Origin of the sequence: Enterobacter cloacae complex sp. 370H10 (assembly GCF_050031535.1) — a bacterium.
In the GTDB taxonomy this organism is placed as follows: Bacteria; Pseudomonadota; Gammaproteobacteria; order Enterobacterales; family Enterobacteriaceae; genus Enterobacter; species Enterobacter intestinihominis.
On record NZ_JBLGWG010000001.1, the window covers coordinates 852,804 to 866,623 of the forward strand.

At 53.9% G+C, this 13,820-nt stretch carries 11 protein-coding genes; all 11 read left to right on the forward strand.

Annotated features, from left to right (window positions below; translation table 11 throughout):
- Window positions 1–116 precede the first annotated feature (116 nt).
- The 11 genes from ispU (at window position 117) to dnaE (ending at window position 13,819) form a co-directional block, all read left to right on the forward strand.
- Window positions 117–875, forward strand: coding sequence for a (2E,6E)-farnesyl-diphosphate-specific ditrans,polycis-undecaprenyl-diphosphate synthase (gene ispU, locus ACQG2Q_RS03990; RefSeq protein ID WP_003856176.1), 759 nt, complete (start codon window positions 117–119; stop codon window positions 873–875).
- A gap of 12 nt (window positions 876–887) precedes the next feature.
- On the forward strand, window positions 888–1,745 hold the full coding sequence (gene cdsA / locus ACQG2Q_RS03995) for a phosphatidate cytidylyltransferase (protein WP_003856175.1): 858 nt from the start codon (window positions 888–890) through the stop codon (window positions 1,743–1,745).
- Window positions 1,746–1,756: 11 nt separating this feature from the next.
- A complete protein-coding gene (gene rseP, locus ACQG2Q_RS04000; RefSeq protein WP_022647108.1) occupies window positions 1,757–3,109 on the forward strand; it encodes a sigma E protease regulator RseP in 1,353 nt (450 codons plus the stop codon).
- 31 nt (window positions 3,110–3,140) lie between these two features.
- Window positions 3,141–5,558, forward strand: a complete 2,418-nt coding sequence (gene bamA, locus ACQG2Q_RS04005; protein ID WP_022647109.1) for an outer membrane protein assembly factor BamA — start codon at window positions 3,141–3,143, stop codon at window positions 5,556–5,558.
- 123 nt (window positions 5,559–5,681) lie between these two features.
- Window positions 5,682–6,176 carry a molecular chaperone Skp gene (gene skp / locus ACQG2Q_RS04010; protein ID WP_006810039.1) on the forward strand — a complete coding sequence of 165 codons (495 nt, stop codon included), beginning with the start codon at window positions 5,682–5,684 and terminating at the stop codon, window positions 6,174–6,176.
- Window positions 6,177–6,179: 3 nt separating this feature from the next.
- A complete protein-coding gene (gene lpxD / locus ACQG2Q_RS04015; protein ID WP_022647110.1) occupies window positions 6,180–7,205 on the forward strand; it encodes a UDP-3-O-(3-hydroxymyristoyl)glucosamine N-acyltransferase in 1,026 nt (341 codons plus the stop codon).
- Between the two features lie 104 nt (window positions 7,206–7,309).
- Window positions 7,310–7,765, forward strand: a complete 456-nt coding sequence (fabZ, locus tag ACQG2Q_RS04020; protein WP_003856165.1) for a 3-hydroxyacyl-ACP dehydratase FabZ — start codon at window positions 7,310–7,312, stop codon at window positions 7,763–7,765.
- Window positions 7,766–7,768: 3 nt separating this feature from the next.
- Window positions 7,769–8,557, forward strand: coding sequence for an acyl-ACP--UDP-N-acetylglucosamine O-acyltransferase (gene lpxA / locus ACQG2Q_RS04025; protein WP_003856164.1), 789 nt, complete (start codon window positions 7,769–7,771; stop codon window positions 8,555–8,557).
- Window positions 8,557–9,705, forward strand: coding sequence for a lipid-A-disaccharide synthase (gene lpxB, locus ACQG2Q_RS04030; protein WP_063849771.1), 1,149 nt, complete (start codon window positions 8,557–8,559; stop codon window positions 9,703–9,705). The genes lpxA and lpxB overlap by 1 nt, the downstream gene beginning before the upstream one ends.
- Window positions 9,702–10,298 carry a ribonuclease HII gene (rnhB, locus tag ACQG2Q_RS04035; protein ID WP_023305468.1) on the forward strand — a complete coding sequence of 199 codons (597 nt, stop codon included), beginning with the start codon at window positions 9,702–9,704 and terminating at the stop codon, window positions 10,296–10,298. Before lpxB ends, rnhB begins: the two co-directional genes overlap by 4 nt.
- 38 nt (window positions 10,299–10,336) lie before the next feature.
- Entirely contained in the window at window positions 10,337–13,819 is a 3,483-nt protein-coding gene (dnaE, locus tag ACQG2Q_RS04040; protein WP_063849772.1) for a DNA polymerase III subunit alpha, read from the forward strand.
- The last annotated feature ends 1 nt before the right edge of the window (window position 13,820 follow it).

The following is a 13,820-nucleotide window of genomic DNA, read 5'->3' on the forward strand; positions in this document are numbered from 1 at the left end:
TCGCAGGTATTTGGCTTTAAGTGGTCAGGTAAGCCGTGGTATGACACGGCTTTTTTATGTATAGGCTTCAGTATTCCTGTGTACCGTTAAATCCTTTCAGGGACTAAAAACGCGTTATGTTGTCTGCGAATCAACCAATAAGCGAAAACTTGCCAGCACATGGCTGTCGCCATGTTGCAATCATCATGGATGGCAATGGCCGCTGGGCGAAAAGACAAGGGAAGATACGAGCCTTTGGGCATAAAGCCGGGGCGAAATCTGTTCGCCGCGCCGTTTCTTTTGCCGCCAATAACGGCATTGATGCGTTAACGCTCTATGCTTTTAGCAGTGAAAACTGGAATCGACCTGCGCAAGAAGTGACTGCGTTGATGGAACTGTTCGTGTGGGCGCTCGATAGTGAAGTAAAAAGCCTGCACCGCCACAACGTCCGCTTGCGTATTATTGGCGAAACCAGTCGTTTTAACTCACGTTTGCAGGAACGGATTCGCAAAGCTGAAGCGCTGACGGAAAATAATACCGGCCTGACGCTCAATATCGCGGCGAATTACGGTGGACGCTGGGATATTATCCAGGGGGTTCGGCATTTGGCTGAGCAGGTTCAGGAAGGGCTGTTAAGACCCGACCAGATTGATGAAGAGGCGCTGAGTCAGCAAATCTGCATGAATGAACTGGCTCCCGTGGATTTGGTTATAAGGACAGGGGGGGAGCATCGCATAAGTAACTTTTTGCTGTGGCAAATTGCCTACGCTGAACTTTACTTTACGGATGTTCTTTGGCCAGATTTTGATGAACAAGACTTTGAAGGTGCGCTGCATGCCTTTGCCAATCGAGAGCGTCGTTTCGGCGGCACCGAGCCTGGTGGCGATAACGCCTGATGGGGGTAGCTTTTGCTGAAGTATCGCCTGATTTCCGCTTTTGTATTAATACCCGTCGTTATCGCAGCGCTGTTTTTACTGCCTCCGGTGGGATTCGCTATTGTTACGTTGGTGGTGTGTATGCTCGCCGCGTGGGAATGGGGGCAGCTTAGCGGCTTTACCTCGCGCACTCAGCGGGTATGGCTGGCGGTACTCTGTGGTTTTTTACTGGCCCTGATGCTGTATACCTTGCCTGAATATCATCACGATGTTCACCAGCCGCTGGTTGCCGGATCCTTATGGATATCGCTGGCCTGGTGGATTGCTGCGCTTGTTTTAGTGCTTTTCTACCCGGGCTCTGCGGCGATCTGGCGTAACTCTAAAGTGTTGCGCCTTATTTTTGGTCTGCTCACGATTGTTCCGTTCTTCTGGGGTATGGTTGCGCTGCGCGCCTGGCACTATGACGAAAACCACTACAGCGGCGCAATATGGCTGCTTTATGTGATGATTCTCGTCTGGGGGGCTGACTCCGGAGCCTATATGTTTGGTAAACTGTTTGGCAAACATAAACTGGCGCCAAAGGTTTCTCCGGGCAAAACCTGGCAAGGCTTCATCGGCGGCCTGTTTACGGCAGCGATTATCTCCTGGGGCTATGGCGTCTGGGCGAATCTTGAGGTTGCCCCCTCCACGCTGCTGGTATGTTCGATTTTCGCGGCGCTGGCATCGGTACTGGGTGATTTAACCGAGAGCATGTTTAAGCGTGAAGCAGGGATTAAGGACAGTGGTCACCTGATTCCAGGACATGGCGGAATACTGGATCGCATTGACAGCCTTACCGCGGCTGTTCCCGTATTTGCTTGCCTGCTTTTACTGGTGTTTGGGACGATATAACGGAAGGTTTTATGCTGAGCATTCTCTGGAATCTGGCGGCGTTCATTGTTGCATTGGGTGTACTGATTACCGTGCATGAATTTGGCCATTTCTGGGTTGCCCGGCGCTGTGGTGTGCGGGTAGAGCGATTCTCGATTGGCTTTGGCAAATCGCTCTGGAAGCGCACCGATAAGCATGGCACCGAGTTTGTCATTGCTCTGATCCCCCTGGGCGGCTATGTCAAAATGCTCGACGAACGCGTTGAGCCTGTCGCCCCGGAACTTCGACATAGCGCGTTCAACAATAAAACTGTTGGCCAACGTGCTGCCATCATCGCTGCCGGACCGGTAGCCAATTTCATCTTCGCTATCTTCGCCTACTGGCTGGTGTTTATTATCGGCGTGCCTGGCGTACGCCCGGTTGTGGGTGAAATCACCACGGGTTCCATTGCGGCAACGGCGCAAATTACACCGGGAATGGAACTTAAAGCGATTGATGGTATCGAAACCCCTGATTGGGATGCCGTGAGGTTACAACTGGTTGCGAAAATCGGTGATGAGCAGACAACCGTCAGCGTATCGCCTTTTGGTTCCGACCAGCGGCAGGAAAAAGTGCTGGATTTACGCCACTGGCGCTTTGAGCCAGACAAAGAGGATCCAGTCGCTACACTGGGGATTCGCCCGCGCAGCGCGCAGATCGAGCCGGTGTTAGCCGAAGTACAGTCTAATTCGGCAGCGAGTAAAGCAGGTTTACAAGCGGGTGACAGGATCGTTAAAGTCGATGGTCAGCCATTAACACAATGGATGACCTTTGTTACTCTGGTGCGCGATAATCCAGGCAAGCCGCTCGCGCTGGAAGTGGAAAGGCAGGGGAGTTCGCTCTCACTGACCCTCACCCCGGATACCAAATCGGGCGGCGGTAAGGCAGAAGGGTTTGCCGGCGTTGTGCCGAAAGTGATCCCACTGCCAGATGAGTACAAGACAATACGCCAGTATGGGCCGTTTAGCGCCATCGTTGAGGCCACGGATAAAACATGGCAGCTGATGAAGCTTACGGTCAACATGTTGGGGAAATTGATAACCGGTGATGTGAAACTGAACAACCTCAGTGGGCCAATTTCGATTGCTCAGGGGGCTGGGATGTCAGCGGAGTTCGGGGTGATTTACTATCTCATGTTCCTTGCGCTGATTAGCGTGAACCTGGGGATAATCAACCTGTTCCCGCTTCCCGTATTAGATGGGGGCCATCTGCTGTTTTTAGCGATTGAAAAGCTAAAAGGCGGACCGGTATCCGAGCGAGTTCAAGACTTTAGTTATCGCATTGGCTCGATTTTGCTGGTGCTGTTAATGGGGCTTGCACTTTTCAATGATTTCTCTCGGTTGTAAGAGAGTTAGTTAGGAAGAACGCATAATAACGATGGCGATGAAAAAGTTGCTCATAGCGTCGCTGCTGTTTAGCAGCGCGACCGTATACGGTGCTGACGGGTTCGTAGTGAAAGATATTCATTTCGAAGGCCTTCAGCGTGTCGCCGTTGGTGCGGCCCTCCTCAGTATGCCTGTGCGCCCCGGCGATACGGTTAATGATGAAGATATCAGTAACACCATCCGTGCTCTGTTTGCCACTGGCAACTTTGAGGACGTCCGCGTCCTGCGCGATGGTGATACGCTGGTGGTTCAGGTAAAAGAACGTCCAACGATTGCCAGCATCACTTTCTCCGGCAACAAGTCGGTGAAAGATGACATGCTCAAGCAGAACCTTGAGGCATCGGGTGTTCGTGTGGGGGAATCTCTGGACCGCACAACCCTTGCAGACATTGAAAAAGGTCTGGAAGATTTCTATTACAGCGTCGGTAAATACAGCGCGAGCGTTAAAGCGGTTGTTACACCGCTGCCACGTAACCGTGTTGACCTGAAACTGGTCTTCCAGGAAGGTGTTTCTGCGAAGATCCAGCAGATCAACATTGTGGGTAACCACGCGTTCAGCACCGACGAATTGATCTCCAACTTCCAACTGCGTGACGAAGTGCCGTGGTGGAACGTGGTAGGCGATCGTAAATACCAGAAACAGAAACTGGCGGGTGACCTTGAAACCCTGCGCAGCTACTATCTGGATCGCGGTTACGCCCGTTTCAACATCGATTCAACTCAGGTGAGTCTGACTCCGGACAAGAAAGGTATCTACATTACCGTTAACATCACAGAAGGCGATAAATACACGCTTTCAGGTGTTGAAGTCAGCGGCAACCTGGCAGGACATTCTGCTGAAATTGAATCTCTGACCAAAATTCAGCCGGGCGATCTTTATAGCGGATCTAAAGTCACCAAAATGGAAGACAGCATTAAGAAGCTGCTCGGCCGTTATGGTTATGCGTATCCGCGTGTGCAAACGCAGCCGGAAATTAACGACGCGGATAAGACTGTTAAGCTTCACGTTAACGTTGATGCGGGCAACCGTTTCTACGTGCGTAAAATCCGCTTCGAAGGTAACGATACCTCTAAAGACTCCGTTCTGCGCCGTGAAATGCGCCAGATGGAAGGGGCATGGCTGGGAAGCGATCTGGTCGACCAGGGTAAAGAGCGTCTGAACCGTCTGGGCTACTTCGAAACGGTCGATACCGATACTCAGCGTGTACCAGGTCGTCCGGATCAGGTGGATGTTGTTTATAAAGTTAAAGAACGTAATACCGGTAGTTTCAACTTCGGTATTGGTTACGGTACTGAAAGTGGCGTGAGCTTCCAGGTCGGCGTTCAGCAGGATAACTGGCTGGGTACGGGTTACTCTGTCGGTATCAACGGGACGAAAAACGACTACCAGACCTACTCTGAGTTCTCCGTTACCAACCCATACTTCACCGTGGACGGTGTAAGCCTGGGTGGTCGTATCTTCTATAACGACTTTAAAGCGGACGACGCGGACCTCTCCTCGTATACCAACAAGAGTTACGGTCTGGATGGTACGCTCGGCTTCCCGGTTAACGAATACAACACCCTGCGTGCAGGTTTAGGGTACGTGCATAACGACCTGTCTAACATGCAACCGCAGGTGGCGATGTGGCGTTACCTGGACTCCATCGGTCAGTCTGCAAGTACGTCCAGCGATGACAACGGTTTCGCCGCGGATGACTTCACCTTCAACTACGGTTGGACCTACAACCGTCTTGACCGTGGCTACTTCCCGACGGAAGGTTCACGCGTTAACCTGAACGGTAAGGTGACGATCCCGGGCTCGGATAACGAGTTCTACAAGGTCACTCTGGATACGGCGTCCTACTTCCCAATTGATGACGACCACAAGTGGGTCGTACTGGGTCGTACCCGCTGGGGCTATGGTGACGGTATCGGAAGCAAAGAGCTGCCGTTCTATGAGAACTTCTACGCCGGTGGTTCAAGCACCGTTCGTGGCTTCCAGTCCAATAACATTGGTCCGAAAGCGGTTTACTACGGCGGTAATGACGAAGATAACTGCGCAAGCCGCGATTCAAAACAAGTCTGTAGCTCTGATGATGCGGTAGGCGGTAACGCCATGGCCGTGGCGAGCCTCGAGTTCATCACGCCGACGCCGTTTATCAGTGATAAGTACGCGAACTCTGTCCGTACCTCCTTCTTTATGGATGCAGGTACGGTGTGGGATACCAACTGGGAGAATACCGCCCAGATGCGTGCAGCGGGCGTTCCGGACTACAGCGATCCGGGCAACATTCGCATGTCCGCAGGTATCGCATTACAATGGATGTCACCGCTGGGGCCGTTGGTCTTCTCCTACGCCCAGCCGTTCAAGAAATACGATGGAGACAAAGCGGAGCAGTTCCAGTTTAACATTGGTAAAACCTGGTAATAATCCGCTGCAATGGAATGCGTTGGCAGTGTAGCGCTGACAACCGGCGATCGGTAAAACGGTCGCCTTGCCACGCAAAGAACGGCACCCCTCGGGTGCCAATGGGATGGTAAGGAGTTAATTGTGAAAAAGTGGTTATTAGCTGCAGGTCTCGGTTTAGCGATGGCAACTTCTGCTCAGGCAGCGGACAAAATTGCAATCGTCAACATGGGTAATTTGTTCCAGCAGGTTGCACAGAAAACGGGCGTTTCTGCAACGCTGGAAAACGAATTCAAAGGCCGTGCGAGCGAACTGCAACGTATGGAAGGTGATCTTCAGTCCAAGATGCAGCGTTTACAGCGTGATGGTTCTACCATGAAAGCGAGCGAGCGCAGCAAACTGGAAAAAGACGTCATGTCTCAGCGCCAGACCTTCTCTCAGAAAGCGCAGGCTTTCGAGCAGGATCGTCAGCGTCGTTCTAACGAAGAGCGTGGCAAGCTGGTGACGCGTATTCAGTCTGCCGTTAAAGCAGTAGCAGCCGATCAGAGCATCGATCTGGTTGTTGATGCGAACGCCGTTGCATTCAACAGCAGCGATGTTAAAGACATCACCGCTGATGTTCTGAAACAGGTTAAATAAGTAATGCCTTCAATTCGACTGGCTGATTTAGCTCAGCAGTTGGATGCAGAATTACACGGTGATGGCGATATCGTCATCACCGCTGTTGCGTCCATGCAATCTGCTAAAGCAGGCACTATTACCTTCATGGTAAGCCCTAAGTACCGTGAACACCTGGCTCAGTGCCAGGCGTCTGCCGTTGTTCTGACGCAGGACGATCTTCCGTTTGCCACTAACGCTGCACTGGTAGTGAAAAATCCCTACCTGACCTATGCACGCATGGCCCAAATTCTTGATACCACGCCGCAGCCGGCGCAGAACATTGCAGCCAGCGCTGCGATTGATCCAACGGCTCAGCTGGGTAACAACGTGGCAGTCGGCGCAAACGCCGTTATCGAATCCGGCGTTGTGCTGGGTGATAACGTGGTGATTGGGCCAGGCTGCTTTGTTGGAAAAAATACGAAAATTGGCGCAGGGACTCGTCTGTGGGCCAATGTTTCTGTCTACCATGAGGTTGAGATTGGCGAGAATTGCCTCGTACAGTCCAGCACGGTGATTGGTTCTGACGGATTCGGTTACGCCAACGATCGGGGTAACTGGGTTAAGATCCCGCAGCTGGGTCGCGTGATTATCGGCGATCGCGTTGAGATCGGCGCTTGCACAACCATTGACCGTGGTGCACTTGACGACACCATTATTGGTAACGGTGTTATCATAGACAACCAGTGCCAGATTGCACATAACGTTGTGATTGGCGACAATACCGCAGTTGCGGGTGGTGTTATCATGGCAGGCAGCCTGAAAATAGGCCGTTACTGCATGATAGGCGGTGCCAGCGTGATCAATGGCCATATGGAAATATGCGACAAAGTCACGGTGACGGGGATGGGTATGGTGATGCGTCCCATCACTGAGCCCGGCGTTTATTCCTCCGGTATCCCGCTGCAACCGAACAAGGTATGGCGTAAAACAGCTGCACTGGTGATGAATATTGATGATATGAGCAAGCGACTCAAAGCGATTGAGCGCAAAATCGATCAACAAGACTAAGCGTTCATCCGTTTAACGCTAAATTTCCCGGCCTGTCGACTTTGTTTATAAACCGGCAGGCCGTGTTATTATTGCTACTTAGTACATTTGACAGGAAGAGTATTTTGACTACTGACACTCATACTCTGCATATTGAAGAGATTTTAGAACTTCTGCCGCACCGCTACCCGTTCTTACTGGTAGACCGTGTGCTGGATTTTGAAGAAGGTCGTTTTCTGCGCGCAGTGAAAAATGTCTCCGTTAACGAGCCATTCTTCCAGGGGCACTTCCCTGGTAAACCTATCTTCCCGGGTGTGTTGATCCTGGAAGCGATGGCACAGGCTACCGGTATTCTGGCGTTTAAAAGCGTAGGTAAACTGGAGCCGGGTGAACTCTATTACTTCGCGGGTATCGATGAGGCGCGCTTCAAGCGTCCGGTCGTGCCTGGTGATCAAATGATCATGGAAGTCACTTTTGAAAAAACGCGTCGCGGCCTGACTCGCTTCAAAGGCGTAGCTATGGTTGACGGCAAAGTTGTTTGCGAAGCGACAATGATGTGTGCGCGTAGCCGGGAGGCCTGATACGTGATTGATAAATCCGCCTTTATTCATCCTACCGCCATTGTGGAAACGGGTGCCATCATTGGCGCAAACGTCCACATTGGCCCGTTTTGTATTGTTGGACCCCATGTCGAAATTGGTGAGGGTACAGTACTGAAATCTCACGTTGTCGTGAATGGTCATACCACCATTGGCTGCAACAATGAGATCTATCAGTTCGCCTCCATCGGCGAAGTTAACCAGGATCTTAAGTATGCTGGCGAACCGACCCGCGTGGAAATCGGCGATCGTAACCGCATTCGCGAAAGCGTCACCATTCATCGTGGTACAACGCAAGGCGGTGGATTGACGAAGGTGGGCAGCGACAACCTGTTTATGGTTAATGCGCATATTGCGCACGACTGTACCGTGGGTAGCCGCTGTATTCTCGCCAACAACGCAACGCTGGCGGGGCACGTATCGGTCGATGATTTCGCAATTATTGGCGGCATGACCGCAGTCCATCAGTTCTGCATCATCGGTGCACACGTGATGGTCGGCGGGTGCTCCGGTGTGGCGCAGGACGTCCCACCGTTTGTGATTGCGCAGGGCAACCATGCCACGCCGTTTGGCGTGAACATTGAAGGCCTTAAGCGTCGTGGCTTTAGCCGCGAAGCGATTACCGCGATCCGCAACGCGTACAAATTGCTGTACCGTAGCGGTAAAACGCTGGAAGAGGCGAAGCCGGAAATTGCCGAGCTGGCGAATAAGCACCCTGAAGTGAAAACGTTCATGGAATTCTTTGAACGTTCAACCCGTGGTCTGATTCGTTAATGGTCGACAGTCGTCCGCTTACTATCGCCCTGGTCGCCGGAGAAACCTCCGGCGATATTCTTGGTGCAGGTCTTATCCGCGCGCTTAAAGCCCGTGTACCCAATGCCCGCTTTGTGGGCGTGGCTGGGCCGCTGATGCAGGCCGAAGGCTGTGAAGCCTGGTATGAAATGGAAGAGCTGGCTGTGATGGGCATCGTCGAGGTGCTGGGCCGCCTGCGTCGCCTGCTGCATATTCGCGCCGATCTTACCCGCCGCTTTACCGACCTCAAGCCCGATGTCTTTGTCGGCATTGATGCACCTGATTTCAATATTACCCTTGAAGGGAACCTGAAAAAACAGGGGATCAAGACTATCCATTACGTCAGCCCGTCCGTGTGGGCGTGGCGACAGAAACGCGTTTTCAAAATCGGACGGTCCACCAATCTGGTGCTGGCTTTTCTGCCTTTCGAAAAAGCGTTTTACGACAGGTTTAATGTCCCGTGCCGTTTTATCGGTCATACCATGGCGGATGCCATGCCGCTGGACCCTGATAAAAATGCGGCGCGTGACGAACTGGGCATCCCGCATGATGTGCACTGTCTGGCGCTGCTGCCAGGGAGCCGGGGTGCGGAAGTTGAAATGCTCAGTGCCGATTTCCTGAAAACGGCGCAAATTCTCCGCAAGACGTACCCAGACCTTGAAGTGGTCGTGCCGCTGGTGAATGCCAAACGCCGCGAGCAGTTTGAGCGTATCAAAGCCGAGGTTGCCCCGGATCTTCACGTCCGCCTGCTGGACGGGAAAGGGCGGCAAGCCATGTTTGCGAGCGATGCCGCACTGCTGGCTTCCGGCACGGCTGCGCTGGAGTGTATGCTGGCAAAATGCCCAATGGTGGTCGGTTATCGCATGAAACCGTTTACCTTCTGGCTGGCAAAACGTCTGGTAAAAACAGACTACGTATCCCTGCCAAACCTGCTTGCAGGTCGCGAGCTGGTGAAAGAACTCTTGCAGGATGAATGCCAGCCGCATGCACTGGCTGATGCATTACTGCCGCTGCTGGCCAACGGTAATACCAGCCACCAGATGCATGATACTTTCCGTGAACTGCATCAACTGATCCGCTGTAATGCTGATGAGCAGGCGGCCGATGCGGTGCTGGAGTTAGCACAATGATGGAATTTATTTATCCCCATACCCACCTCGTTGCCGGTGTGGATGAAGTCGGTCGTGGTCCGTTAGTGGGTGCCGTTGTGACCGCGGCGGTGATCCTCGATCCAGCCCGCCCGATCCCTGGCCTGAACGACTCGAAAAAACTGAGCGAAAAGCGCCGCCTGGCGCTGTTCGATGAAATTAAAGAGAAGGCGCTGGCCTGGAGTCTCGGGCGCGCAGAGCCGGATGAGATCGACGATCTGAACATTCTGCACGCCACCATGCTGGCGATGCAGCGTGCCGTTGCGGGCCTGAAGATTGTGCCTGAGTATGTGCTGATCGACGGTAACCGTTGCCCGACGCTGCCGATGCCTTCAATGGCTGTTGTTAAAGGCGATAGCCGCGTCGCAGAAATCAGTGCGGCGTCAATCATTGCCAAAGTGACGCGCGATGCCGAAATGGCCGCGCTGGACCTCACTTATCCCGCGTATGGTTTCGCCCAGCACAAGGGATATCCAACGGCTTTCCATCTGGAAAAGCTGGCTGAACATGGCGCAACTGAACATCATCGGCGCAGCTTTGGCCCGGTGAAACGCGCGCTGGGACTGGTGTCCTGAATCAAGACGCAAGCAATTAAGTAACGCGGGATCTGAAGATGGCTGAACCACGTTTCGTACACCTGCGGGTGCATAGCGACTACTCCATGATCGATGGGCTGGCAAAGACCGGGCCGCTGGTAAAGAAGGCGGCCTCGCTTGGCATGCCTGCGCTGGCGATCACCGATTTTACCAACTTGTGTGGCCTGGTGAAGTTCTACGGAACGGCGCATGGCGCAGGATTAAAGCCCATCGTCGGCGCGGATTTCCACGTGCAGAGCGACCTGCTCGGCGATGAGATGACGCAAATTTCCGTGTTAGCCATGAATAACACGGGCTATCAGAACCTCACTCTGCTGATCTCAAAAGCCTACCAGCGCGGCTACGGCGCGCTGGGTCCATGGATTGACCGCGACTGGCTGGCGGAGCTGAACGAAGGTCTGCTGCTGATCTCCGGTGGCCGTATGGGGGATGTCGGCAAATGTCTGCTGCGCGGGAACAACGCGCTGGTGGATCAGTGCGTCTCGTTCTACGAAGAGCATTTCCCGGATCGCTATTACCTGGAGCTAATCCGTACCGGGCGTGCAGACGAAGAGAGCTATCTGCATGCGGCCGTCGCCCTGGCGGAAGCGCGTGGCCTGCCTGTAGTGGCCACCAACGATGTGCGCTTTCTTGAGCCGGGCGATTTTGACGCGCATGAAATTCGCGTCGCTATCCACGACGGCTTCACCCTCGACGATCCGAAACGTCCTCGCAACTACTCATCGCAGCAGTACATGCGCAGCGAAGAGGAAATGTGTGAGCTCTTCTCCGACATCCCGGAAGCGCTGGAAAACAGCGTAGAGATTGCCAAGCGCTGCAACGTCACCGTGCGTCTCGGCGAATATTTCCTGCCGCAGTTCCCGACGGGCGACATGACCACGGAAGATTTCCTGGTCATGAAATCGAAAGAGGGCCTTGAAGAGCGTCTGGAATTCCTCTTCCCGGATGAAGCGGTCCGTAAAGAGAAGCGTCCTGAATATGACGAGCGTCTGGATATTGAACTCCAGGTGATCAACCAGATGGGGTTCCCTGGCTACTTCCTGATCGTAATGGAGTTCATCCAGTGGTCGAAGGATAACGGCGTACCGGTTGGCCCGGGCCGTGGTTCAGGTGCCGGCTCGCTGGTGGCGTATGCGCTGAAAATCACCGACCTCGATCCGCTGGAATTCGACCTGCTGTTCGAACGTTTCCTTAACCCGGAACGTGTCTCCATGCCCGACTTCGACGTCGACTTCTGCATGGAAAAACGCGACCAGGTGATTGAGCACGTGGCCGATATGTACGGTCGTGATGCGGTTTCACAGATCATTACCTTCGGTACGATGGCGGCGAAAGCGGTTATCCGCGACGTGGGCCGCGTTCTGGGCCACCCCTATGGTTTTGTCGATCGAATCTCTAAGCTGGTGCCGCCCGATCCGGGCATGACCCTGGCGAAAGCCTTTGAAGCTGAACCTCAGCTGCCGGAAATCTACGAAGCCGACGAAGAGGTGAAAGCGCTGATCGACATGGCGCGCAAGCTGGAGGGCGTCACGCGTAACGCCGGTAAGCATGCGGGGGGCGTGGTTATCGCCCCGACCAAAATCACCGACTTCGCGCCGCTGTACTGCGATGAAGCGGGCCAGCATCCGGTCACCCAGTTCGACAAGAACGACGTTGAATACGCCGGGCTGGTGAAGTTCGACTTCCTTGGTTTGCGTACGCTGACCATCATCAACTGGGCGCTGGAGATGATCAACGCCCGCCGTGAGAAGAACGGCGAGCCGCCGCTGGATATCGCGGCTATCCCGCTTGATGACAAGAAAAGTTTCGACATGCTGCAACGCTCCGAGACGACAGCCGTCTTCCAGCTTGAATCCCGCGGCATGAAAGATTTGATTAAGCGTCTGCAACCAGACTGCTTCGAAGATATGATCGCGCTGGTGGCCCTGTTCCGTCCGGGCCCGTTGCAGTCGGGGATGGTAGATAACTTTATCGACCGTAAGCACGGGCGCGAAGAGATTTCCTATCCGGATGTGCAGTGGCAGCATGAAAGCCTGAAGCCGGTACTGGAGCCAACCTACGGCATCATCCTGTATCAGGAACAGGTCATGCAGATCGCCCAGGTGCTTTCTGGTTACACCCTTGGCGGCGCAGATATGTTGCGTCGTGCGATGGGTAAGAAAAAGCCGGAAGAGATGGCCAAGCAGCGTTCTATCTTTGAAGATGGGGCGAAGAAAAACGGCGTCGATGGCGAACTGGCGATGAAAATCTTCGACCTGGTGGAGAAATTCGCCGGGTACGGATTTAACAAATCCCACTCCGCCGCTTATGCTTTGGTGTCGTATCAAACGCTGTGGCTCAAGGCCCACTATCCCGCTGAGTTTATGGCGGCGGTAATGACCGCCGATATGGACAACACCGAAAAGGTGGTTGGCCTGGTGGACGAGTGCTGGCGCATGGGGCTGAAGATCCTGCCGCCGGATATTAACTCTGGCCTGTACCATTTCCACGTCAACGATGACGGGGAAATCGTCTATGGGATCGGCGCGATCAAGGGCGTGGGTGAGGGGCCGATCGAGGCGATCATCGAAGCGCGTAACAACGGCGGCTATTTCCGTGAGCTGTTCGACCTGTGCGCCCGCACCGATACCAAAAAACTGAACCGCCGCGTGCTGGAAAAACTGATCATGTCCGGTGCGTTTGACCGGCTGGGGCCACACCGCGCCGCGCTGATGAACTCGCTCGGCGATGCGCTGAAAGCGGCCGATCAGCATGCTAAAGCGGAAGCCATTGGTCAGGCGGATATGTTCGGTGTGCTGGCGGAAGAGCCAGAGCAGATCGAGCAGTCCTATTCCAACTGCCAGCCGTGGCCAGAACAGGTGGTGCTGGATGGGGAGCGTGAGACGTTAGGCCTGTACCTGACGGGACACCCGATCAACCAGTATCTGAAAGAAATTGAGCGATATGTCGGCGGCCACAGGCTTAAAGACATGCATCCGACAGAACGTGGTAAAATCACCACGGCTGCGGGGCTCGTGATTGCTGCAAGGGTAATGGTCACCAAGCGCGGCAATCGTATCGGCATCTGTACCCTGGATGACCGTTCCGGGCGTCTGGAGGTGATGTTGTTCACCGACGCGCTGGATAAATACCAGCAATTGCTGGAAAAAGACCGCATACTTATCGTCAGCGGACAGGTCAGCTTTGATGACTTCAGCGGGGGGCTTAAAATGACCGCCCGCGAAGTGATGTACATTGACGAAGCCCGGGAAAAATATGCTCGCGGGCTTGCTATCTCGCTGACGGACAGGCAAATTGATGACCAGCTTTTAAACCGACTCCGTCAGTCTCTGGAACCCCACCGCTCGGGGACCATTCCAGTACATCTCTACTATCAGAGGGCGGATGCACGTGCGCGGTTGCGCTTTGGTGCAACGTGGCGTGTCTCTCCGAGCGATCGTTTACTGAACGATCTCCGTGGCCTCATTGGTTCGGAGCAGGTGGAACTGGAGTTTGACTAAT

Excerpts from the sequence above, each read along its gene's own strand:
- ispU (WP_003856176.1), top strand. The coding sequence starts at position 117 with ATGTTGTCTGCGAATCAACCAATAAGCGAAAACTTGCCAGCACATGGC.
- rseP (WP_022647108.1), top strand. The coding sequence starts at position 1,757 with ATGCTGAGCATTCTCTGGAATCTGGCGGCGTTCATTGTTGCATTGGGT.
- bamA (WP_022647109.1), top strand. The coding sequence starts at position 3,141 with ATGGCGATGAAAAAGTTGCTCATAGCGTCGCTGCTGTTTAGCAGCGCG.
- lpxD (WP_022647110.1), top strand. The coding sequence starts at position 6,180 with ATGCCTTCAATTCGACTGGCTGATTTAGCTCAGCAGTTGGATGCAGAA.
- lpxB (WP_063849771.1), top strand. The coding sequence starts at position 8,557 with ATGGTCGACAGTCGTCCGCTTACTATCGCCCTGGTCGCCGGAGAAACC.
- rnhB (WP_023305468.1), top strand. The coding sequence starts at position 9,702 with ATGATGGAATTTATTTATCCCCATACCCACCTCGTTGCCGGTGTGGAT.
- dnaE (WP_063849772.1), top strand. The coding sequence starts at position 10,337 with ATGGCTGAACCACGTTTCGTACACCTGCGGGTGCATAGCGACTACTCC.